We start from the raw sequence: 22,304 nt of genomic DNA, 5'->3' as shown, positions 1-22,304 counted from the left end.
TCTCCCGGGCCAGCTCGGCGCGCAGGCTGCCCCGGCCCTGCACGTACAGCGCCTGGTAGAGAGTTTCGTGGGAGATCCGCATGGACTCATCGTGGGGGAACCGCGCGAGCAGCTCGCCCTGGATCTGCTGCGGGGACCAGTGCGAGGTCAGCCCTGCAACGACGACCGTGCGCAGCGCGGCGTGCTCGGGCCGGTCCAGCTTCCGCAGCTGGGGACGGGCCCGGTTGGCCAGGGTGCGCGCCTGGGCGGTCCGCACCGAGTACATCCCGGCGACCCGGTTACGGGCCAGCTCCCGAGTCACGCTCGCGCGGTGCACGCCCAGCTCGGCAGCGATCCTGGCCGGGCAACGGCCCTCCGCTAGCCGTACCGCGATCAGGCCCCGCCCGGCCTCGGTCAACCGGCCCCGCGCGTCGGTGAAGTCACCGTGCACCGACGGCACCGACGGCACCGACGGCACCGACGGCACCGACGGCACCGACGGCACCGACGGCACCGACGGCACCGACGGTGCTGCCGACGTCGGGTCGGCCAGACCACCGACCGGTCCCATCCGCATCCTCATGCCGGCCACCTTGGCCCACCGGGCCACCGCGAACCGGTCCACCCCGACCTGCCTGGCCGCCTCCAACCCCGACAGCCCCGCCTCGAGCAACCCCAACGCCTGCTCCCGCTGAGCTACCGAATACCGCCTCAGCCTCACGGCCATCGCCCCGCCTCCACACGACATCCGTGTTGCGCAGACGATCTGAGACCGCCGGAGAGCCGGGATGGCAGGGCCACTCGAGTGAGCGCTCCGCCCCACCAGCCTCGTGAGGCGTGGGACTACGCGCTCACTCGAGTGGGACTACGCGCTCACTCGAGTGGGACTTCGCGCTCACTCGAGTGAGGGGATGGGTCAGTCGGTGGTCGTGGCGGTGGTGGCGGCGGCGGTGGTGGCACGGTCGGGCTCGCGGACTGCGGGCAGCGCGAGCAGGGCGACGACCGCCATGGCACCGACGACGAGCAGCGAGTGGAGTACGCCGACGTGGTCGCCGAGGAAGCCCAGCAGCGGCGGCCCGGCGAGGAACGCCGTGTAGCCGATCGTCGAGACGACGCTCATCCGGGCTGCGGCCCGCCTGGGGTCGTCGGCCGCCGCGCTCATGCCGACGGGGAAACCGAGGCTCGCCCCGACACCCCAGATAGCGGCGCCGACGAAGGCGAGCACCGGACCGCCGTAGACGACGAGGAGGCAGCCGACGACGGCCGACACGAAGAGGACGCGAAGCACGGGCACCCGGCCGCGCTCGTCGAGCACGCGGGTGCCGAGCAGCCGGCCGGCGGTCATCGCCGTGAGGAAGACGGCGAAGCCGACGACGCCCACCCAGCGCTCGAGCCCGTAGCCGTCCGAGAGCGCGACCGCGACCCAGTCGTTGGCCGTGCCCTCCGTGAACGCGGCAGCCAGGACGACGACGCCGATGAGCAGCGTCCGCGGCTCGCGCCAGGCCGCACCGATCCCTGCCTCCGAGCGCACCTCGGCGCCCGTCTCATCCATCTCGACCGAGCGGGGCAGGAAGGCGCGCAGGAACCACGGGGTCACGGCGAGCAGCAGGACGACGACGCCGGCGAGGTGCACGGCGACCGGGACGTGGAGGAACGACAGCCCCGCACCGATCAGAGCGCTCACGACCGTGCCTCCGCTGAAGGCGGCGTGGAAGTGGGGCATGATCGCGCGCCCGAGGAAGCGCTCGACCTCGGCGCCCTCGAGGTTCATCGCGACGTCGAAGACCCCGGTGCCGATACCGACGAGCACGAGGCCGGCCATGACGACGGCCCGGTTGTGGGCGACGTCGACACCGAGGCCGACGCCGAGCAGCCCGACGCTCTGGACGACGGCGGCGCCCATGAGGGTGCGGGCGGCGCCGAGGCGGTGCACGATCCAGCCCGACAGCGGGAGGCCGATGACCGAGCCGAGCGAGGCGGCGAGCAGGGTCAGGCCGAGCTGTCCGGCCGAGAGCCCGAGCTCGTGCTTGATGTCCGGCACGCGCGAGGCGAAGGCCGCAAAGGCCGCCCCGTTGATCGCGAAGGCCGTGAAGACGGCGGTGCGGGCCGTGCGGACGACGGCGGCCGGCGGGGCACTGACGGCGGACATGGAACAAGCCTCTCAGGGGACGACCGACGCGGGGCGGGTGAAGCGGTCCGGCCGTCCGTGCGGCCAACCGCCCCGACAGCGGTCTGGCGATGGTTCGGGGCGAGGGTCGGGCGGTGAGACCGAGACCTCGACCGCTTCGAATCGATTCGACTCGAAACGTTTCGATAGCATGCCTCCCATGGTGACCCGAGGTCAAGCCCGTCCGACGCTGCGTGACGTCGCCGAGCGCGCGGGCGTATCGGTGTCGACGGCCTCCCTCGTCTTCAGCGGCAAGGGTCCTGTCGCGGAGGCGACGGGCGACCGCGTCCGTGCCGCCGCGACCGCGCTCGGCTTCACCGGACCCAACCCGCTCGCGTCGTCACTGCGCCATGGCCGCTCGGGCGCCATCGGCGTCCTCGTCGAGGGACGCCTGCGGATGGCCTTCCGTGACCCCTTCGCCATCGCCGTCCTCGACGGTCTCTCCGAAGTGCTCGAGACCGTTCCCACGGGGATGCTGCTCATCGGACAACCCGCCGGCTCAGGCGAGTCCGTCGTCCCTCAGCTCGCCCCGCTCGCGCTGGACGCGGTCGTCTTCTCGCTCTGCGGGCCCGGCGAGAACCCTGCAGTCGAGCACCTCGCGGCCCGCGGCATCCCGATGTTCAGCACCGGTGTGCCGGGCGACCGACGCATCACTCAGGTGCGCATCGACGAGCGCGCCGCGGGCATCGCCATCGCCGAGCACGTGCGCTCGCTCGGGCACCGCCGGGTCGCCCACGTGGCCATGCCGATGCTGCCGTCGAGCACGGCCGGTCCGGTGCCCGATGCCGAGGTGCGCCCGGGCGAGGCCAACGTGCCGAGCGTGGGCCGCCTGCTCGGTTTCCGTGACGTCTTCGGCGCGAACGCCTCCGCGGTCCAGACCGGGGACGGGTCGTCGTTCGAGGGCGGCCGGATCGCCGGCCGGTCGCTGCTCGACGTGCCCGAGCACGAGCGGCCGACGGCCATCGTCACCCAGTCGGACGTCATCGCGGCCGGGGTCATCGTCGCCGCCGAGGAGCTCGGCCTGCGCGTGCCCGACGACCTCAGCGTCACCGGCTTCGACGGCGTCGACCTCCCCTGGCTGCCGCACCGGATCACGACGATGGACCAGCAGGGCCGCGAGAAGGGCCGGATCCTCGGCACGCTCGTGCGCAAGCGCCTCGACGGCACACGGCCCCGGAGCGTGACCCAGCCGGTGCAGCTGCGGGTCGGCACGACCACCGCTCCCCCGGCCTGACCGGAGCCTGCCACCACGCGCGACGGGGAAAAGGGACACCCCGCGTACCTGGAAGAGCTCTCCTACCCTTGCTGCATTCCTGCCCTGGGGGAGTTCGGAGAGGTACCACCACGCGGGGTGCCGACGGCCAGTGTATGCCGCCCCCGACGTCAGCCGGAAATCGCCCCTCCAGCCGTGGCCGGGCTCGCGGTCGGCGACGGTTCGACCTCTCGGACTCCGTTGACGTGCGGGGGCAGCCGACGCTCGACGACGAGCGAGATGACGGCGAGCAGTGCGCACCCGCCGACGAGGAAACCGATGTAGACCGGACCCAGGCCTCGTCCGATCAGGAAGCTCGCGACTACCGGCCCGACGACGAAGGCGACGGAGAACATCAGCGAGCTGAGCGCGTTGTAGCGGCCTCGGAGGTGGTCGGGCGCGAGGTCGTTGACCATGGCGGCGCTCGTCGGCTGGAGCATCGTCTCGCCGAGGCCGAACACCCCGGCGCAGGCGCAGAGCAGGACCGTGGCCGCGACCGTGCCCGGCACGAGCGCCGTCGCGCCGAGGAGCGACCAGGCCACCATCCACGTGAACGCCATGACGACGGCGACCCGCGTCCGACGTCGCCCCTCGATGCGCTGGAGCACGACGAGCTGGAGCAGCACGATGACCACGGTGTTGGCCGCGAACGCGTAGCCGAGTCCCTCGGTCGAGACCTCTCCGAGGGCCCGCGCGAAGGCCGGCATGCCGGCGTTGAGCTGCGGGTAGCTGACGAGCGCGGCGACGCCGACGAGCAGCAGCAGGGCCCGCAGGCGGGGGTCGCGCAGCAGCGCGACGTAGGACACGCTGCCGGTCTCCTCGTCGGCCGGCCGCGCGACCCTGTCGCGGGCACGGCGCAGCGGGCCGAGGAGGATGACGAGAGCCGGCACGTAGCTGAGGGCGTCGAGCAGGTAGACGGTGACGAAGGTGCCCGGTCGCGACACGTCGACGAAGCGTCCACCGACGATGCCGCCGATGCCGATCCCGAGGTTGAGCAACGTGAAGTTGATGCCGAAGTAGCGCTGGCGCTGCTCGGTCGGGATGAGGTTGCCGATGAGCGCGCTCGACGCCGGCCAGACGATGCCGAAGCCGTAACCCATGAGGACGAGCGCGAGGGCCGCCTGTCCCGTCGTCGTGGCGAGCGCCAGCACGACGTCGGCGAGGAGCAGCGCCACGAGGCTGCTCGCGTAGACGCGCCGTGGCCCGATGCGGTCGATGAGCGCCCCGGCCGGTGCCACGAGAACGATGCCGACGCCCGCCTGGAGCGCGAGGAGCAGGCCCACGGTCTCGAGCGGGATGCCCCGCACCTCGTGGAGGTAGACGACCATGAACGGCAGGACGAGGCCCGTGCCGATCGACTGGAAGACGACGGTGGAGATGAGCAGCTTGCCCTCGCGCGGCAGGTCGTGCCAGAACGAGGTCAGCGGCGGTCGGACGGCACGGGTCGAGCTCACCGGTGCAGTCTGCCCTGCCCCACCGACAGCGCCGAAACCCTTTTGGGGACCTTCGCCTCTGGCCCGCATCCGAGCCCGCGACGAGCGTGGAAGCACCGAAGGAGGTCGTCAGGTCGACCCTGCAGCAGCATCCCCGGACCCCTTCACCGCCACCTGCCAGCGGCCCCCGGAGGCGCTGGCCCCTCGGGCTCAGGATCGGCGGGCTCGCCGTCGCCGCCGCGACGTTCGTCGTGCCAGACCCCGACATCGCGGGCCTCTGCTGGACGGCCGGCTTCGCCCTCCTCTTCGCCGCCATGGTCACGGTCGTCGTCGGCCACGTCCACGCCCGCGGCGACCGCCTCAGCGCGCTGCCGACGAGCGCCGCCGGGTGGGTGGCCCTGACCTGCTTCGCCGCCGGAGCCGCCCTGCTCTTCACTCCCGTCGCCGAGATCAGCCTCGCTCTCGGCCTCGTCGCCGCGGCGGCCGGTGTCAGCGCCGTGTCCGTCTCGCGGGAGCGGTCGCTGCCGGTCATCATGCTGCCGCTCCTCGGCGGCACATTCGTGCTGGCCTTCCTGCTGGGCGAGCTGCTCGTCGGGCACAAGTGAGCCGGCAGAGCGTGCACACACCTGGAGCTCGCCGGCGCAGCCGCAGAGTCCGCCGACGACAACGGCCCCCATCGCGCTGGCGCGGTGGGGGCCGTTGTCATGTGGCGGAGGATGGGGGATTTGAACCCCCGAGGGTTTTATCCCAACACGATTTCCAATCGTGCGCACTAGGCCACTATGCGAATCCTCCGTCGCGCAGGTTACCGGAGGCTGACCCCGCACAAGAAATCGGCCTCCCCGGGCACCGTGCCCGACCCCGGTGCACAATCACCGCATGGCCCCTCCCACGCCGGTCGCGCTCGACACCGACGTCACCTGGATCCACGGCGCACCGTCCCCACGACGACGACACGACCCACCGCTCCAGGTGCACCACCTCGCCCCCGGCACCGTCCTGATCCGGCAGAGCAAGGACCTCACCTACGAGGCGCCGTTCATCCTGCTGCTCCTCGGCGAGCGTCGCGCCCTCCTCCTCGACACCGGGGCGGTGGACGGCACGGCCCTGCGACAGACGGTCGACCGCCTCGTCGCGGACCACCTGGCCGCCCGGACCCCGCCGGACGCGCAGACGACGCCGAACGCATACGACGCCGACGCGTACGAGCTCGTCGTCGCCCACACGCACAGCCACGGCGACCACGTCGCCGGCGACGCCGCCTTCGCCGACCGGCCGGGCACGACCGTCGTGGGGCACGACGTCGCGAGCGTCGGCGCCTTCTTCGGCATCAGCGCGTGGCCGACCGAGGTCGTGACGCTCGACCTCGGCGGCCGTCCCCTCGAGGTCTTCGGCATCCCCGGTCACCACGCGGCCTCGATCGCGCTCCACGACCGGACGACGGGGCTGCTCCACACGGGCGACACGGTCTACCCAGGCCGCATCTACGTCCAGGACTCCGACGCCCTCCTCGACACCCTCGATCGTCTCGTCACCTTCGCCGAGGAGCGCACCGTCACGCACGTCCTCGGATGCCACGTCGAGATGACTCGACGGCCCGGTCACGACTACCCGCTCGGCTCGCGCTACCAGCCCGACGAGCCGTCACCCTTCATGACCGTCGCGCAGCTGCGCAGCGCCCGCGACGCCTTCCGCGCCGTCGCGCACCGTCCCGGCATCCACCGGTTCGACGACGTCGTCTTCTGCGTCGGCGAGGGTCCCCGGGTCCTCGTGCCGCTCCAGCTGCGCGCGCTCGTCGAGCAGGTCCGCTGGCGGCTCGGGATCCTGCGCCGCCGACCGGCTCCCTGAGACCGGATTGCCGCGCGGCGACCGCGCCTGAAACCATCACGTGCATGTCGCTCGCCGCACTCCACCGCCGCAACCTGCTCAAGGAGATCGACCTGACGCCCGACGAGTTCCGGGCGCTGCTCGACCTCGCCGCGGAGCTCAAGGCCGCCAAGCGCGAGGGCCGCGAGGAGCGACGCCTCACCGGCAAGAACATCGCCCTGCTCTTCGCCAAGACCTCGACCCGCACCCGCTGCGCGTTCGAGGTGGCCGCGGCCGACCAGGGAGCGAGCACGACCTACCTCGACCCGATCGGCTCGCAGATGGGCCACAAGGAGTCGGCCAAGGACACGGCCCGGGTGCTGGGCCGCTTCTACGACGGCATCGAGTACCGGGGCGCGGGCCACGACGTCATCGAGACGCTCGGCGCCTTCGCCGGCGTTCCCGTCTGGAACGGCCTCACCGACGACTGGCACCCGACCCAGTCGCTCTGCGACGCGCTGACGATGCGTGAGCACGCCGACAAGCCGGACGACGAGATCGCCTACGCCTACATCGGAGATGCCCGCTTCAACATGGGCAACTCCCTGCTCGTCACGGGCGCCCTGCTCGGGATGGACGTGCGCATCGTCGCGCCGCGCTCGCTGTGGCCGTCCGACGCCGTCGTCGCCGTCGCGAGGAGGTATGCCGCCGAGACCGGGGCACGCGTCACCCTGACCGAGGACGTGGCCGAGGGCGTGCGCGGAGTCGACTTCGTCCACACCGACGTCTGGGTGTCGATGGGCGAGCCGAAGGAGGTCTGGGCCGAACGCATCCAGCTCCTCGGCCCCTACCAGGTCAACGCGGAGCTCCTTGCGCTGACAGGCAATCCGCGCGTCAAGTTCATGCACTGCCTCCCGGCCTTCCACGACCTCGAGACGCAGGTCGGCATGGACGTGCACGAGCAGTTCGGGCTCAAGGAGCTCGAGGTCACCGACGACGTCTTCGAGTCCGACGCCTCCGTCGTCTTCGACCAGGCCGAGAACCGGATGCACACCATCAAGGCGCTCATGGTCGCCACGCTCGTCCAGCTCTGACGGCGGGGTCCCAGCGACCTCCCAGCACGACGCCTGACGTTCACGTTCTGGTGGTGGTGCCGTTCGACGGCGGTACGGGAGAACAGCAGTCATGCACTTCTCTCGCACCCCAGCCCTGGCGGCCGTCGCGGCCGCCCTCGTCGTCCTGCCGGCCGCCACGGCGGCCTCCGCCGCCGATGTCCCCGGCCAGGACAAGGACGGCCACTACCGCTTCGCCGTCATCGGCGACGTGCCCTACGGCGACGCGCAGGTCGCGGCCTTCCCGACGTGGGTCGACCAGATCAACGCGACCCCCGACCTCTCCTTCACCATCCACGTCGGCGACATCAAGAACGGCTCGTCGAGGTGCACGAACGAGTACTTCTCGATGATCCGCACGCAGTTCGACCGTTTCACGACGCCGCTCGTCTACACACCGGGCGACAACGAGTGGACCGACTGCCACCGCACCAACAACGGCACCTACGACCCGCTCGAACGCCTCGCCGCCGTCCGGTCGACCTTCTTCCCGCGAGCGGGCCACACGCTCGGTGCCGACATGACCGTCACCTCGCAGGCGGCCGCCGGCTTCCCCGAGAACGTCTCGTTCCGACGCCAGGGCGTCGACATCGCGACGCTCCACGTCGTCGGCAGCAACAACGGCCTGCTCCCCTGGCCCGAGCTGGGGTTCACCTCCCCCACGGCCCGGCAGCTCGCCGAGGAGCAGGCTCGCACGGACAACGCCGTGGCCCAGGTCCGTTCGGCCTTCGCCGGAGCCCGGCAGCGCCACGACCGCGCCGTCGCGCTCTTCCTCCAGGCCGACATGTTCGACCCGACGTATGCCGTGACGTGGGCCGACAACTCGGCCTTCCAGCCCCTCGTGCGCGAGCTCGTCGAGCAGTCGAGCAGCTTCGACGGCGAGGTCTACCTCTTCAACGGCGACAGCCACGTCTACAACTCCGACCGTCCGCTCGCGGCAGGCTCCCGGTGGCTCGACTTCTACGGGGTGCGGGGCTCGGCCGACAACCTCACCCGGGTCACGGTCGACGGATCGAGCAACAACACGGACTTCCTCGAGGTCACCGTTAACCGTCCGGGCGCCGAGCACGTGCTGTCGTGGGAGCGCGTGCCCTACACCCCCTGAGCCGTCCGGACGGCCGGCACGGCCAGCACGGCCGGCACGGCCAGCACGGCGTGGGTATGCCGTCCGGCGCACACCGCACCGGACGGCATACTCACGCTCGGGTCACGGCTGGACGGTGATCGTCGGGCACTGGCGCAGCGTCGGGGTGGGCGTCGCGACGACCGGCACCTTCCCGAAGCTCTTCCAGGCCGCGCCCACGACGAGGTCGACGGTGTCGCCCTTGCGCTTGTCGTTGACGTAGACGGCCTGCGGCACGTGTGTCTTGACGAGGCGAGCCGACGCCGCGCCCTCGGGTCCGAAACGGATCTGCGCGACCTGCTTGACGCCTGCGTCCTTCGGGTCGTTGCCGACGGCCTTGACCTTGAAGCCACGGGTGTCGGCGACCTTGGCGACTGCCGCGGCCAGCCCGTTGCGCGTCGTCGAGTTGTAGACGTTGAGGCTGACGTCGGCCGGGCGCAGCGGCGCGACCGGCACCTCCGTCGTGCACGGTCCCGGTGTCGGGGTCGTGTCGCGGAAGTAGGTCGAGGCGTAGTAGAACGCACCCGCCATGCTCAGCAGGACGACCGCGATGACGATCGTCGACCGGCGCTGGCGCCGCACCCGGTAGGTGCGGTCGTCCTCGTCAACGACCTGCGACATCACCGCTCCTTCGTCCGTCGTGCCCCTGGTCGGGCGGGCCCGTGTCAGGAGAGTACGAGGACTCGGGCGTGAAGGACAGGACGCTGCTGCAGCGCGGCGCGCAGTGCCCGGTGCAGCCCGTCCTCGAGATAGAGCTCGCCCTCCCACTCGACGCAGTGAGGGAAGAGGTCCCCGTAGAAGGTCGAGTCGTCTGCGAGGAGGCCGCGCAGGTCGAGCGTGCTCTTGGTCGTGATGAGCTCGCCGAGCTGCACCACCCGAGGCGGGACGTTCGACCAGTCCTTGGTCGTCTCGAGTCCATGGTCTGGGTACGGGCGCGAGTCGCCGACGGCCTTGAAAATCACCGGGTCAGCATAGGCGTCGAACGTGGGCGACCGGCCACTAGAGTTCGAACCGTGACCGAGACAGCAGGCTCAGGAGCCGCTCAGACGGACGGCACGGCAGACACGAGCCAGATCGACGAGATCCGCGCCGGCTACGCGTTCGAGGGAGGGGTGCTCAAGCTCGGCGCCGCGGTCGTCGACGGCCAGGCCCACGCTGACGCCCCGGTGCAGATCCCGCTCAGCGTCCTCAACCGCCACGGCCTCGTCGCGGGCGCGACCGGCACCGGCAAGACGAAGACGCTCCAGCTCATGGCCGAGCAGCTCGCCGACCAGGGCGTCCCGGTCTTCCTCGCCGACATGAAGGGTGACCTGTCAGGGCTCGCGACCCCCGGCGAGGGCGGCGAGAAGATCACCAGCCGCGCGGCCGACGTCGGGATGCCGTGGACGGCGACGGCATACCCCACCGAGTTCTACTCGCTCGGCGGCAAGGGTGACGGCATCGCGATCCGCGCCACGATCACCGGCTTCGGCCCGACCCTGCTCAGCAAGGTCCTCGGCCTCAACGACACGCAGGAGAGCAGCCTCGGGCTGATCTTCCACTACGCCGACAAGAACGGCCTCGCGCTCCTCGACCTCAAGGACCTCCGCGCGGTCATCAGCCACCTGACCTCCGACGAGGGCAAGGCCGACCTCAAGGACCTCGGCGGGCTCTCGAGCGCGACGGCCGGCGTCATCCTGCGCAACCTCATCACCTTCGAGGACCAGGGCGCCGGCGCCTTCTTCGGCGAGCCCGAGTTCGAGACGAGCGACCTGCTGCGCACCGCCCCCGACGGCAAGGGGATCATCTCCTGCCTCGAGCTGCCCCAGGTGCAGGACCGACCGCAGCTCTTCTCGACCTTCCTCATGTGGATGCTTGCCGACCTCTTCCACGACCTGCCCGAGGAGGGCGACGTCGACAAGCCGAAGCTCGTCTTCTTCTTCGATGAGGCGCACCTGCTCTTCAACGACGCGAGCAAGGCGTTCCTGCAGGCCATCGAGCAGACGGTCCGGCTCATCCGCTCCAAGGGCATCGGCGTCTTCTTCGTGACGCAGTCGCCCAAGGACGTCCCGTCGGGCGTGCTCGCCCAGCTCGGCAACCGCGTCCAGCACGCCCTGCGCGCCTTCACCCCCGACGACGCCAAGGCGCTCAAGCAGGCGATCGCGACCTACCCGCACACGGCCTACGACATGGAGAAGCTCCTCACGAGCCTCGGCATCGGCGAGGCCGTCGTCACCGTGCTGTCGGACAAGGGCGTCCCGACGCCCGTCGCGTGGACCCGGATGAAGGCCCCCAACTCCCTCATGGACCCCTCGTCGCCCGCGACGATGGACGCCGTCATCGCCGCCTCGCAGCTCAAGACGAAGTATGCCGACGTCGTCGACCGCGAGTCGGCGTACGAGAAGCTGACGGCTCGGTTGCAGGCGGCCCCCGCGGCTCCGGCGGCTCCCGCTCCGGCACCCGCTCCCGCGGCTCCCGCGCCCGCGTCGAAGCGCGCCCCCAAGGAGGAGCCGAGCATCATCGCGCAGGTCGCCGGCAGCTCGGCGTTCAAGTCGATGCTCCGCTCGGCCGGCACCGTCATCGGCCGGGAGATCACCCGCAGCATCTTCGGCACCCGCAAACGCTGACGGGCTCCGGAGGCAACCAAACCGCCTCGCCGGGGACTGTTCCGCTGTCAGCATTGACCAGCGGAACCGAGGTGGGCCATGCGCGAGGACGAGGACCCGATCCGGGTCATCTACGACGCGTCGTACCGAAGACTCGTCGGCCAGCTGTATGCCGTGTGCGGCAACCGCGGCGATGCCGAGGATGCCGTGCAGGAGGCCTTCGTGCAGGCGGTCTACCACCGGCGTCGCTTCCTCGAGATGGAGAAGCCGGAGGCGTGGCTGCGCACCGTGGCCCTCAATCGGATCCGAAAGGGGTGGCGGCGCGGCGCGCTGGCCCGCCGTGTCCTCTCGCGCGGCGCGACCGCCCCGCCCACCGCTGACTTCGGGCTCGGCCCCGACCATGTCGCGCTGGTCGCCGCCCTGGGACGCCTGACCCCGATCCTGCGCGAGACGTTCGTCCTGCACTACGTCGTCGACCTGCCCGTGGCGACGGTGGCCGCGGAGCTCAACGTCGCCGAGGGCACCGTCAAGGCGCGCCTGTCACGCGGCCGCGCCCTGCTGGCCGACCTGCTCTCGGACCGGGAAGGAGCCGAGCATGTCTGATCTCACGTCACTGGTCACCGACGTGGCCGAACAGGTCGATGGGCCGGCCTTCGAGGAGATCACGCGCCGAGCACGGATCCGGCGCGTACGCCGAGTGACCACCACTGTCGCGGCTGCCGGGCTGGCCGCCGTGGTCTCCTTCGTGGTGCTCACCTCGACGTCGGGCCGTCCCCGTGCGCTTCCTGCAACACCACAGCCGAGCTCGGTCTCCATCACGGTGCGGCCCCCCGGGCAGATCGTCAACGGTCGCAACGCCAGCGCCGGGCGCATGTGGACGGCTCCGGAGCGCTCAGGCGGGCTCACGATCCGGACGTGGTCACAGTGCGCGGACGCCACCCTCACCGTTCGCGAGTGCGACCCGGCCCAGCGCCTGGGCGCCTGGGAGATCACCGATGCGGCGGGGCGCCGGATGCTCGTGCCCTCCGGCCATGGCGAGGGCCAGGTCTGGTACGCCGGCGGTGGCGTCTGGGTGCTCCGAGCCGCCTCACCCGAGGGCTCCCCGCGGTCTCCCATCGTGGCTGCCTCCGCCAGCCTGAGGACACCGGTCACGCTCACCCCCGAGCAGGCCCGCACGATCGGGATGCAGGCTGCCAGAGGTCGGCCACACGTCGCCTGTCCGGACGAACCGTGGGTCACGTGCGCGGTCGACGTCGCCGCGGGCACCCTGACGCCCATCACCGATCTCCCGACCGGGGACTGGTCGATCACGAACGCTGCCGGGTGGGTGGGGATCCTCCACACCGGGCAGGCGGCTGTCGGCCAGCCGGACGGAAGTCTGCTGCACCTCGATCTGTACGAGGTACTGGCAAGCCCGACGCGTGCGGTCGTCGAGGACGCCCTGGACGGCACGATCGGCTGGTACCTGAGCAACGAGGAGGACGTGCTCCCGACCACTCCGGTGAGGGCCTTGCTCAGCACCGATCGGGGCCGCACGTGGACCCTGAGGTCGGTGCCCGCGACGGCCCAGGCCGCGCGTGACTGGATCACCGAGCCGGGCTTCGACCGGTCCGTGCATCGCGCCGTCCTGCCGGACGACTGGCGCACGTGGCCGGTCATCGCTCGCTAGGCGCACAGCGTCCGGCTCCAGGGAGAGGGCCTTCGGGCACCAACCGCTCCCGAACGCATGCAACCGAACGGGCCCTCGGGGACTCGTCCAAGTGGAAGCATCGTGAGGACGGCAGGTGGACGCTCATGGACGAGAGCAGCGACGGTGACCCGGTCCGGGTCGTGTACGACCGGTCGTACCGGCGTCTCGTGACGCAGCTGGCGGCGCTGTGCGGCAACCTCCCCGAGGCGGAGGACATCGTGCAGGAGGCCTTCGTCACGGCCATGACGCATCGTCGCGACTTCGTCGAGGTCTCCAACAAGGAGGCCTGGCTGCGCACCGTGGCGGTCAACCTGCTGAGGAACCGGTGGCGACGCGCGCGGGTCACGGCCCGGGCCCTGCCGAAGTTCCGCGCCGAGCTGAGCATCGACCTCGGCCCCGGCGCCCCGGAGGACCACGTCGCCATCGTGTACGCGTTGAGCCAGCTGAGCCTGCCGGTGCGGATCACCGTCGTGCTCCACTACATCGCCGACCTCAGCGTCGCGCAGGTCGCCACCGAGCTGGCGGTGCCCGAGGGCACGGTCAAGGCGCGGCTCGCCCGAGCGCGGGTCCAGATGGCCGTCCACCTCATCGACCGCGAGGAGGCGGACCATGCCTGACCTGACCACCTTCGCTCGCGACACCGAGCGCCGCGTGCCCCAGCCCCCCTTCGAGACCCTGCTCTGGCGGCAGCGCCGGGCGCGTCGGCGTCGCGCGGTGTGGGTCTCTGCCGCAGCCGTCGCCGCTGTCCTCGCGCTCGCGTTCGCCATGTCGGGGCTCGGTCGCCTCGGCGCCCAGCGCCTCCCGACCGCTCCGGACCCGCAGCTGACGTCGGTGAGCGTCCCCGACTGGACCGCCGACGAGATCGTCGGGCACCCGGACGCTTTCGTCGCCACCCAGCTCGAGTCCCGCACGGACCGGCGGATCGTGCTCACCGTGTGGAAGCGGTGTGTCGCCTCTCGCCCCGACCACGACTGTCTCGGCCGCGAAGCCATCGCCGTCGTCGACGGGACCGACGACCGGCTCCTCGCGCTCGGGGCCGTCACCGGGTCGAGCGAGCAGCCCTCGGTGGGTGGTCCGGGCCTGTACCGCGAGGTCGGCGAGGGTGTCTGGTACTGGGCGCACCGCGGACCCGGTCCCTACCTGCTCTCGGCGACGATGCACGCGCCGTTGGCCCTGACCGTCATGGACCACCCGGTGGCTCCGCCCTTCGGGACGTCCACGGTCGAGTGCGCCGACGGTGTCGGTCTGTGCACGCTCGACGTCAACGCGAGGACGCTGGAGCGTCTGGCGGTGCCCGACCCGGCGGACAGCAACGGCACGAGGTGGGCCACGCCGACCTCCAAGGGCTGCGGCATCTGGGGCCTGACCGGTGCCGGCGGCGACCTGCGCCTCGTCATCCAGCAGCGCGACGGCTCCTTCGCGTCGGCCGACCTCCCGGGCGACGCGACGCCGACGACCCTCGCCGAAGGGGGCGCGGAGTGCGAGGTGGCCTACTACCTGTCGACCGCAGAGACGCATGCCCAGCTCGTCGTCAGCCTCGACCAGGGGGCGACCTGGCAGGCACGTCGAGCACCTCTGCCTCAGCTGAGCGGCAACATCGAGGAGAAGCCTCGCCTGCGGGTGCTCATCCCTCCGCGGTGGGCGGCCCTGCCCGAGGTCACGAGCCCCTCCGGGCTCCCGGGTCCGCTGAAGCCGCTGTGAGACTCGCTCGAGCGGTCACCGGTCACCGGTCGACCGGTCACCGGTCGACCGGCGCCGGTCGATCGGTGACCCGCGCTCAGGCGTCGAACTCGACGTCGTCGAGGTCACCGTCGACGTCGGCGAAGTAGCTGATGACGCGGATGTCGGGCTCGTCGAGCACCTGCAGGACGAGCTGGCGCAGCTGGATGACCTGCCCGGTGTCGAGACGGATCCGCTTGGTGCGACCCCGGGTCGGGTCGCTGTCGTGCCGCTCCCACCACTCGACGGTGTCGGGGTTGGTCTTGAAGATCTCGTCGAGGATCCGTTTGAACGACGGGTCGTCCGGGTGCCGCGCGTACGCCTCGCGGAAGAGCGCGAGCTGGTCGGCCGCCTCCTGCTCCCAGTCGACGAAGAGGCTCCTCGCCGCCGGGTCGCAGCAGTAGAACCAGAGCAGGTTGCGCTCGCGCTTGCTCCGCTTGCTCTCCCAGTCGGTGAAGAGCTGGCAGGCGGTGTGGTTGGCGCCGAGGACGTCCCAGCGTGCACCGACGACGTAGGCCGGGTTTGGGTCGATCGAGTCGAGCAGCTCCTCAAGCTCCTCGGTCAGCTCCTCCGGCGCCTGCGGCCGTCGTGACGGCGTCCCGGTCGCGAGCGCGTGCAGGTGCGACCGACCGTCGGCGTTGAGCTTGAGCGCGCGGGCGAGGCCGTCGATGACGCTCTTGCTCGGCCGCAGATCACGCCCGCGCTCGATGATGTCGTAGTACGCGACGGAGATGTTCGCGAGCTCGGCCACCTCGGTGCGGCTCAGGCCCACCCGGCGCCGACCCTTGGCCCGCTTGATGCCGACCTCCTCGGGGGCCAGCTCGTGCCGGCGCGCGCGAAGGAACTCGCCCAGAGGGGAGGGGGTGCGCACGCTGAGCGGGACGTCCGTGGTCATGGCGCTCATCCTGCCAGTGGTGAGCCTCCCCGGGGCGTCGGGTCAGCCGTCGTCGAGGGCAAGGAGCAGGTCCTCCACCGAGGACTCCCGCCCGGTCCGGATCTCGCGTGCCCAGTCCTCGGCGGAGATGAGTCCCTCGACGGCAGCCCAGGCCTCGGCCTGCTCCTCCTCCTGGTACGGGTTCGGCAACGAGAGGCGGTCCCTCATGGCCTCCTCGGCGCCGATGAGCTGCGCGGCACGCACCGGGTCCCGCAGGCCGATGAGGATGTTCTTGTACGTGTCGGCGAACGCCATCGTGAGGTTCGGGCTGCGCAGCCCCACGATCCGGTCGACGAGCGACCGCGCCAGCCGGGCGGCCTCCTCCGGACGCCCGCTCGCCGACAGCAGGTTGGCGAGGTTCTGGCCCTGGACGGCTGCCTCGTGCGCGTCACCGGCGGCGGTGATGATCGCGATGGCCTCGTGGGTCAGCTCCTCGGCGCGTGCGTAGTGACCGAGCTCCTCCTCCACCCCGGCGAGGTTGCCCAGGGCGCGGGTGAGCCTGAAGGGGTTGCCGATCCGCCGGTGCAGCGACAGCGAGTCCTCGAACGTCCGACGAGCGGCGTCGAGGTCCCCCTGGTGCAGCTGGGCCGTCCCGACGACCCCCATCGCGAAGGCCTCCCTCTCCTCGTCCGCGACCTTGCGCGCCATCGTCAGGCTCCGTGCCGCGACGTCAGCGGCGCGATCGGGCTCCCCCCGGGCGAGCAGGAGGTTGGCGTAGCTCCCGAGGCACTCGGCCAGGTCTCCCGACTCCGCGCTCCCTGCGCGCTCGAGGGCGAGCTCGATCCAGCGGCAGCCCTCGATGACGTATCCGCCCGTGTACCAGAGCCATCCGAGTGAGGTCACCAACCGGAGGGCGGTCGCCGTCGCCGTCACGTCGATGCCCTCCACCGCCCCGCCGTGGCGAAGGCCCCAGGTCAGGGCCTCGCGGAAGTTGTCGAGCTCCACCTCCGCCTGACCCAGGGCCAGCAGGTGGTCGGAGTCACGGGTCACCTTGAGTCGCTCGGCGACGTCCAGGTAGTGGGTCGCGTGCGCGGCACGTGCATCGTCGAGCTGGCCCGTGCCGCGCAGCTCCGCGAGCGCGAAGGACCGGATCGTGTCCAGCAGGGTGATGCGCGGCTCCCCGTCGGGCGCCTCGGTCACGATCCCGAGACTGGCGTCGACGAGGTCGGCGACGAGGTCCAGAGGGTCTGTGGAGCGGTCGTCCGATGCGGCGGGCAGCGCAACCGCCGCCACGGACTCGAGGGCGGCTCCGCCGGCGAACACCCCGAGCCGGCGGAAGAACGCCTGGTCGCTCTCGGGCAACAGGTCGTAGGACCAGGCGATGGTCTCGCGCAGCGTCCGGTGCCTCAGCGGGCCCTGCCTGCTCGTCGAGGGGAGGTCGAGGGTCGTGTCGATCCGACGCAGGAGCGCCTGCGGCCCGAGCAGTCGGGTCCGCGCGGCGGAGATCTCGATGGCCAGCGGCAGCCCGTCGAGGCGCCGGCAGATGGCGACCACCGCGTCGACGTTCTCGGGCGTCAGCCGGAAGTCCGGGCGCACGCTGCGGGACTGCTGCAGGAAGAGCTGCACCGCCGGGGACTCCTCGGCGGCTGCGACCGTCGACCGGGTCGGCAGACCGAGGGGCGTCACCGGGTAGAGGTGCTCCCCCGGCAACGCCAGCGAGCGGCGCGAGGTCGCCACGACCGCCGAGCGGGGCGCCGCCTCGAGCAGCTCGGAGACGACCTCGTCGGCCTCGGCGAGCTGCTCGAGGCTGTCCAGGACGAAGAGCGCAGCCCGGTTCGCGACCTGCCCGAACACGCGCGGCGGCTGACGGCTGTTCCGCGGCACCTCGAGCACGTCCCCGAGCGTCGTCCACGCCACCTCGGGGGTGGTCGCCGACGCCAGGGGCACGAAGAAGACCCCGTCGGGGAAGGCCGTCACGAGGTTCTTCGCCACCTCGATCGCGAGGCGCGTCTTGCCCGAGCCTCCGGGCCCGCTCAGCGTGACCAGTCGGATCTCGGGCGACCGCACGAGGTCGACCAGCTCGGCGACCGCGTGCTCACGTCCGACCAGGTGGGTCGCCGGAACCGGTAGTCGGGAGGCCGCGCCCAGCGTCCGCAGCGCAGGGAAGTCGACCTGCAGGCCGTCGACGGTGAGCTGGAAGAGCCGCTCCGGCTCCGGGATGTCCTTGAGGCGGTGGAGGCCGAGGTCCCTCAGCCCGACGCCATCGGGCAGGGAGTCGCGAGCGAGCTCCGCGGCGACGGACGACAGGACCGCCTGACCGCCGTGGGCGGAGGAGGCGATGCGGGCCGCGCGGTGCACGTCCATCCCGACGTAGTCGTCGTCATGGACCTGCGGCGACCCGGTGTGGATGCCCATGCGGACGCGGACCCGCTCGTCGCCGGGCCACCCGTGGGTCTGGAGCCCCCGCTGAGCCTGGACGGCCGCCCTCACCGCGCCCTCGGCCGTCGGGAACACCACGAAGAAGCTGTCCCCCTCGGTGCCCATCTCGGTGCCACCGTGCGCTGACCAGGCGGAGCGCAGCACGTCACGGTGCCCGTCCAGCGCGTCGGTGTACCTGCGCCCCAGCCGGCTCAGCATCAGGGTCGACCCCTCGATGTCGGAGAACAACATCGTCACCGTCCCGGACGGCAGCTCGCGCACGGGCGCCTCCCTCCCACTCTGCCGATCCGAGCGTGGGTGTTGCGAGCGTGGCCCGTCAAGGACTTTGCGGAGGGGGACGTCGATGGGTTCCGGGGCGCTGTCGCCTTCGGCGACGCGGTGGCGGCGGCGGTTGCGGTGGGAACCGTCCGTCGCCTTCGGCGACGCGGTGGCGGTGGGAGCCGTCGTTCGCGGGCGGGTCTGTTCCTCACCCGACCGCGAACTCCTCCCAAATCCCGCGTGCTTCCGTAGATGGAGAAGGACCCCCGACGAAAAGCATGTCGGGGGTCCTTCTCCATCTGGCGGTGGCGGTGGGATTTGAACCCACGGTGGAGTTACCCCCACACACGCTTTCGAGGTCTGCGCCGCGGCGTACGGGGCACCCTCGAGATCGCGCCGCACGCGGGAAGCGCAGCATGCGAACGTCCCTGAACAAACACGGCTCCGCCCGGATGAGACCGGAACTGAGACCACGACGGTGGAGCCCTTGATGTCGCAAGCAAGCCGCCACCGTGGAAACCCACGCGTCTGCTCGGAACCTACTAGCCGTTCGGTCGATCAGCCACTCTGCGCATGGCTTCAGGTGGCGCCGGCACGGTCGAAAGGCCGGACAACGGGAAAGGAGCCAGACGATTTGGCTGACACTCGGGGTGTGGTGCTTCGGACCGCCGCGTGAGCGGCTTGGTTGATGGACTCAAACTCGATCGGGGTGAGTTTGCCCAGGCTCGTTGGCGTCGGGGGTGGTGGGTGCGTTCGATCTAGGTGACTATGGCCAGGCGCAGCTCGCGCCGGGTGCGCCAGCACAGCTGGTTGAGCACGTTCTTTTGCAGCAGGGCGAAGAACGGCTCCATCGCGGCGTTGTCGGCGCTGGAGGCGACCCGGCCCATGGAGCCGGCGAGGCCTTGTCTGGTCAGCTCGTGGATGAAGCGCCGAGATCGGAACTGGCTGCCGCGGCCGCTGTGGACGCCGCAGCCGGCGACAATCTGGGCGCCGCCGCGGCGGGTGACGGCCATCCGCCGCGCGTCGACGGCGAGGTGGGAAGTCATCCGGTCATTGATGGAGTAGCCGATGATCCGGCGTGTCCAAAGGTCCTTGACCGCGCAAGGTTCAGCTTGCCTTCAGGGGTGTTGTGCTCGGTGATGTCGGCGAGCGACGGAAACTCTGGCGGGGCACCGCGAGCACCCTCGACCGGCGAGCCGCGCGGTGGTTCACGTCCATGTCCGTCAACATCTTCGCGTGGCGAGATTCGACTGGACCTACGACGAGGTTGTGCTTGCAGCGAGCCTCGTTGCACAGAATGCATGGCAAGGCCTGCGGGCGACCAACCCCAAGGTGGTCGAGTTGTCGGATCTTCTCCGGGACGCGCGGATCCACCCCACCGCAGGTAGGCCGGACAACTTCCGCAGCCCGAGCAGCGTTCAGCGCAAGACGTTCGACATCGCCACACAACACCCGGAGTACTCTCGCAAGAAGACAAGAGGCGGGCCCCATGACGCCGAAGTGCTCTTGGAGTTCATCAGCGAGCCCCTACGGATGGTCGCTCTCGCAGCCGCAATACGCGACGAGATCGCCGCACCGCCCGACGACGTTGCGCCAGCTGACGACGCTGACCTCGATGAACTCACCGCACACGAGGGCAGGACATTTGCGGTCACGCATCTGCGACGTGAGCGCAACCCCAAGTTGCGCGCCGCAAAACTGGTCGCGGTCACGGCCAAGGGCCTGCCCATCGCGTGCGAGGTGTGCGGGTTCAACTTCGCGGTCCAGTACGGGGATCCGGGGAAGGGCTACATAGAGGTCCATCACGTGCTCCCACTACACGCATCGGGCCCAGTCCTGACCCGGCTCGATGACCTCGCCCTCCTGTGCTCGAATTGCCACCGCATGATCCACCGAGCACGACCCTGGCTCACGCCTGCCGACCTCAAGGAGCTCATGGAGCGTCGCAGGTAAGAGGCCGGTGCTCTTCAAGGTGTTCAGATGCGCTGACGACCACACCGATGCTGGCGCAGACGTCCTGCGGCTCGTCAAGGCCACGTCGCGGCAATCACTGGAGACTCCTCAGTTGCGCTGGGGCAGGCGACAAAGGGTCAGTTCCCCTAGTCGTCAGCTGTGTCGGTGGCCGCGGCGTTCAGCCCTGCGATGTAGGGCCTTGAGGCCACTAGACCGAACTCCACCAAGGCACGTGTTTGACGATCGGCCAGCTCATAGAGCTTGCTGAGCACGACCCTCAGTTCCGACACGTCTGGGGCGTAGCCAGACTCGGTGATGTAATCCGAGATCGCAGTACGGCGATGCGGGTCGAGCATCGGGTGCACTTCCCACGCTCTGGCCGCCTTGAGATCGTTGCAGCGTTTGCATGAAGGAACGATGTTGCCCCAAGCATGCAGCCCGATAGCTGCGCGATTCATGGGGACCAGATGCTCTTCAACCAGCGGGCCGACTTCGCCGCAGTAGGCGCACGCCCCGTCGAAGCGGTCGATCAGGGTTTTCGGCATACTGCCGAAGGGTCGGAGGCCGCGGTTCGCGTCGTATTGGCGGCCAGCTTCCTGCAGAAACAGCCGGACAATGCGATTTGGAACGTCGGCGAAACTACGAAGAGGCATAGTGAACTGGATACCAGCCTCGCCGCAGAAGGGCCGGAGAAACTCCCGCTGGGCGGAGCCTTCCCTCAGAAGATCCGGCGCTAGGCGAACACCGCGGGTCGAGGTCCCGTCACAGCGTGCGGACCCGATGGGATGGCCCTTCTTCAGTCCGCCTCGAACCGCAAACCCCCTTCTCAACGGAAGTCGCATGCAAGACTCTGCGCTGTTGCCCGGAATGATGGAAGGTCGGTCGAGCTGTGAGGGAGTCTTTCGACGCCGACGACTTCCGTGACGGTGAGAAGATCGTCGGCATCGACATCGGGGAGGAGATGCAGAACGCCTTCCTCGAGTACTCCTACAGCGTCATCTACAGCCGGGCGCTGCCCGACGCCCGGGACGGGCTCAAGCCCGTGCAGCGACGGATCCTCTACGGGGCCAACGAGCTCGGGCTGCGTCCCGACCGCGGCCACGTCAAGTGCCAGCGCGTCGTCGGCGAGGTGATGGGCAAGTACCACCCGCACGGCGACCAGGCGATCTACGACGCCCTCGTGCGCATGGCGCAGCCGTTCACCCTCCGCCTGCCCCTCGTCGACGGTCACGGCAACTTCGGCTCGCTCGACGACGGCCCGGCCGCGGCCCGGTACACCGAGGCGCGCATGGCCAACGCCGCCCTCCTCATGGTCGCGGGCCTCGACGAGGACACCGTCGACTTCGTCCCGAACTACGACGACACCCAGCTCCAGCCCGGGGTCATGCCTGCGGCCTACCCCAACCTCCTCGTCAACGGCGCCGCCGGCATCGCGGTCGGCATGGCCACGAACATGCCCCCGCACAACCTCGTCGAGGTCATCGGCGCCGCGCGGCACCTCATCGCCAACCCGACGTGCTCGCTCGAGGACCTCATGAAGTTCGTCCCGGGGCCCGACCTGCCCTGCGGCGGCAAGATCGTCGGCCTCGAGGGCATCCGCGACGCCTACCTCACCGGTCGCGGCTCCTTCCGCACCCGCGCGACGGCACGCATCGAGTCGATCACGCCGCGGCGCAAGGGCATCGTCGTCACCGAGCTGCCCTACCTCGTCGGACCCGAGAAGGTCATCGACAAGGTCAAGGACCTCGTCCAGGGCAAGAAGCTGCAGGGCATCGCCGACCTCAAGGACCTCTCCGACCGGCAGCACGGCCTGCGCCTCGTCATCGAGATCAAGAACGGCTTCAACCCCGACGCCGTCCTCGAGCAGCTCTACAAGCTGACGCCGATGGAGGAGAACTTCGGCATCAACAACGT

Annotated in this window: 21 protein-coding genes, 1 tRNA gene, 1 other RNA gene and 1 pseudogene; 13 read left to right on the top strand and 11 right to left on the bottom strand. The window is 70.5% G+C overall.

Going from position 1 to position 22,304, the window contains the following annotated elements; genetic code table 11:
- Positions 1 to 430: helix-turn-helix domain-containing protein (locus H283_RS28720; protein WP_196806064.1), on the bottom strand; the 430-nt coding region annotated here is incomplete at its 3' end.
- Here H283_RS28720 and H283_RS0123340 point away from each other — a divergent pair.
- The gene (locus tag H283_RS0123340; protein WP_020145950.1) at positions 414 to 674 is read left to right on the top strand and encodes a hypothetical protein; all 261 of its coding nucleotides are present in this window, start codon (positions 414 to 416) and stop codon (positions 672 to 674) included. The genes H283_RS28720 and H283_RS0123340 overlap by 17 nt on opposite strands.
- A gap of 221 nt (positions 675 to 895) precedes the next feature.
- On the opposite strand, the gene H283_RS0123335 is transcribed toward H283_RS0123340, so the two are convergent.
- Positions 896 to 2,128 carry an MFS transporter gene (locus H283_RS0123335; RefSeq protein ID WP_020145949.1) on the bottom strand — a complete coding sequence of 411 codons (1,233 nt, stop codon included), beginning with the start codon at positions 2,126 to 2,128 and terminating at the stop codon, positions 896 to 898.
- Positions 2,129 to 2,306: 178 nt separating this feature from the next.
- On the opposite strand from H283_RS0123335, the gene H283_RS0123330 reads away from it, so the two are divergent.
- Positions 2,307 to 3,380, top strand: coding sequence for a LacI family DNA-binding transcriptional regulator (locus H283_RS0123330; protein ID WP_020145948.1), 1,074 nt, complete (start codon positions 2,307 to 2,309; stop codon positions 3,378 to 3,380).
- A 28-nt stretch (positions 3,381 to 3,408) separates the two neighbouring features.
- On the opposite strand, the gene ffs is transcribed toward H283_RS0123330, so the two are convergent.
- Positions 3,409 to 3,505: signal recognition particle sRNA small type (gene ffs, locus H283_RS27430), an RNA gene on the bottom strand.
- Positions 3,506 to 3,529: 24 nt separating this feature from the next.
- On the bottom strand, positions 3,530 to 4,852 hold the full coding sequence (locus tag H283_RS0123325) for an MFS transporter (protein ID WP_020145947.1): 1,323 nt from the start codon (positions 4,850 to 4,852) through the stop codon (positions 3,530 to 3,532).
- 230 nt (positions 4,853 to 5,082) lie between these two features.
- On the opposite strand from H283_RS0123325, the gene H283_RS0123320 reads away from it, so the two are divergent.
- On the top strand, positions 5,083 to 5,436 hold the full coding sequence (locus tag H283_RS0123320) for a hypothetical protein (RefSeq protein WP_156023424.1): 354 nt from the start codon (positions 5,083 to 5,085) through the stop codon (positions 5,434 to 5,436).
- Positions 5,437 to 5,538: 102 nt separating this feature from the next.
- Here the strand turns inward: H283_RS0123320 and H283_RS0123315 are convergent.
- Positions 5,539 to 5,626: transfer RNA gene (locus H283_RS0123315), tRNA-Ser, on the bottom strand.
- A gap of 84 nt (positions 5,627 to 5,710) precedes the next feature.
- Between H283_RS0123315 and H283_RS26330 the strand changes: the two genes are divergently transcribed.
- From H283_RS26330 to H283_RS0123300, 3 genes are all read left to right on the top strand, one after another.
- Positions 5,711 to 6,679, top strand: a complete 969-nt coding sequence (locus H283_RS26330; protein ID WP_020145945.1) for an MBL fold metallo-hydrolase — start codon at positions 5,711 to 5,713, stop codon at positions 6,677 to 6,679.
- Between the two features lie 44 nt (positions 6,680 to 6,723).
- Positions 6,724 to 7,731, top strand: a complete 1,008-nt coding sequence (argF, locus tag H283_RS0123305; protein WP_020145944.1) for an ornithine carbamoyltransferase — start codon at positions 6,724 to 6,726, stop codon at positions 7,729 to 7,731.
- Between the two features lie 91 nt (positions 7,732 to 7,822).
- The gene (locus tag H283_RS0123300; RefSeq protein WP_020145943.1) at positions 7,823 to 8,854 is read left to right on the top strand and encodes a metallophosphoesterase; all 1,032 of its coding nucleotides are present in this window, start codon (positions 7,823 to 7,825) and stop codon (positions 8,852 to 8,854) included.
- 102 nt (positions 8,855 to 8,956) lie between these two features.
- On the opposite strand, the gene H283_RS0123295 is transcribed toward H283_RS0123300, so the two are convergent.
- Positions 8,957 to 9,493 carry a LytR C-terminal domain-containing protein gene (locus H283_RS0123295; protein ID WP_020145942.1) on the bottom strand — a complete coding sequence of 179 codons (537 nt, stop codon included), beginning with the start codon at positions 9,491 to 9,493 and terminating at the stop codon, positions 8,957 to 8,959.
- Positions 9,494 to 9,537: 44 nt separating this feature from the next.
- Complete coding sequence (locus H283_RS0123290) at positions 9,538 to 9,834, bottom strand: type II toxin-antitoxin system VapB family antitoxin (RefSeq protein ID WP_020145941.1); 297 nt, start codon at positions 9,832 to 9,834, stop codon at positions 9,538 to 9,540.
- Positions 9,835 to 9,885: 51 nt separating this feature from the next.
- Here H283_RS0123290 and H283_RS0123285 point away from each other — a divergent pair, with 51 nt between their 5' ends.
- The 5 genes from H283_RS0123285 (at position 9,886) to H283_RS0123265 (ending at position 14,848) form a co-directional block, all read left to right on the top strand.
- Complete coding sequence (locus H283_RS0123285; RefSeq protein WP_020145940.1) at positions 9,886 to 11,478, top strand: helicase HerA-like domain-containing protein; 1,593 nt, start codon at positions 9,886 to 9,888, stop codon at positions 11,476 to 11,478.
- 78 nt (positions 11,479 to 11,556) lie between these two features.
- Complete coding sequence (locus H283_RS0123280) at positions 11,557 to 12,060, top strand: RNA polymerase sigma factor (protein ID WP_020145939.1); 504 nt, start codon at positions 11,557 to 11,559, stop codon at positions 12,058 to 12,060.
- The gene (locus H283_RS0123275; RefSeq protein ID WP_020145938.1) at positions 12,053 to 13,126 is read left to right on the top strand and encodes a hypothetical protein; all 1,074 of its coding nucleotides are present in this window, start codon (positions 12,053 to 12,055) and stop codon (positions 13,124 to 13,126) included. Before H283_RS0123280 ends, H283_RS0123275 begins: the two co-directional genes overlap by 8 nt.
- A gap of 125 nt (positions 13,127 to 13,251) precedes the next feature.
- Complete coding sequence (locus H283_RS0123270) at positions 13,252 to 13,764, top strand: RNA polymerase sigma factor (protein WP_020145937.1); 513 nt, start codon at positions 13,252 to 13,254, stop codon at positions 13,762 to 13,764.
- On the top strand, positions 13,757 to 14,848 hold the full coding sequence (locus H283_RS0123265; protein WP_020145936.1) for a hypothetical protein: 1,092 nt from the start codon (positions 13,757 to 13,759) through the stop codon (positions 14,846 to 14,848). Before H283_RS0123270 ends, H283_RS0123265 begins: the two co-directional genes overlap by 8 nt.
- A gap of 76 nt (positions 14,849 to 14,924) precedes the next feature.
- Here H283_RS0123265 and H283_RS26325 read toward each other — a convergent pair whose 3' ends face one another.
- The 3 genes and pseudogenes from H283_RS26325 to H283_RS27015 form a co-directional block, all read right to left on the bottom strand.
- Entirely contained in the window at positions 14,925 to 15,761 is an 837-nt protein-coding gene (locus H283_RS26325; RefSeq protein WP_020145935.1) for a helix-turn-helix transcriptional regulator, read from the bottom strand.
- A 42-nt stretch (positions 15,762 to 15,803) separates the two neighbouring features.
- Complete coding sequence (locus H283_RS0123255) at positions 15,804 to 18,440, bottom strand: tetratricopeptide repeat protein (RefSeq protein ID WP_020145934.1); 2,637 nt, start codon at positions 18,438 to 18,440, stop codon at positions 15,804 to 15,806.
- Positions 18,441 to 19,121: 681 nt separating this feature from the next.
- Positions 19,122 to 19,587 (bottom strand): annotated as a pseudogene (locus H283_RS27015) (transposase); the annotation flags it as partial.
- Positions 19,588 to 19,673: 86 nt separating this feature from the next.
- Between H283_RS27015 and H283_RS26315 the strand changes: the two are divergent.
- On the top strand, positions 19,674 to 20,390 hold the full coding sequence (locus H283_RS26315) for an HNH endonuclease (RefSeq protein WP_020145932.1): 717 nt from the start codon (positions 19,674 to 19,676) through the stop codon (positions 20,388 to 20,390).
- A 146-nt stretch (positions 20,391 to 20,536) separates the two neighbouring features.
- Here the strand turns inward: H283_RS26315 and H283_RS27995 are convergent, their stop codons facing one another.
- Positions 20,537 to 21,043, bottom strand: a complete 507-nt coding sequence (locus H283_RS27995; RefSeq protein ID WP_196806063.1) for an HNH endonuclease — start codon at positions 21,041 to 21,043, stop codon at positions 20,537 to 20,539.
- Between the two features lie 308 nt (positions 21,044 to 21,351).
- Between H283_RS27995 and H283_RS0123230 the strand changes: the two genes are divergently transcribed.
- A partial coding sequence (locus H283_RS0123230) for a DNA gyrase subunit A (RefSeq protein ID WP_304412616.1) occupies positions 21,352 to 22,304 on the top strand: 953 nt, incomplete at its 3' end.

Origin of the sequence: Terracoccus sp. 273MFTsu3.1 (assembly GCF_000383675.1) — a bacterium.
GTDB lineage: Bacteria > Actinomycetota > Actinomycetes > Actinomycetales > Dermatophilaceae > Terrabacter.
Note: the sequence above shows the minus strand (reverse complement) of the source record. Positions and strands in the feature narration are given on the sequence as shown.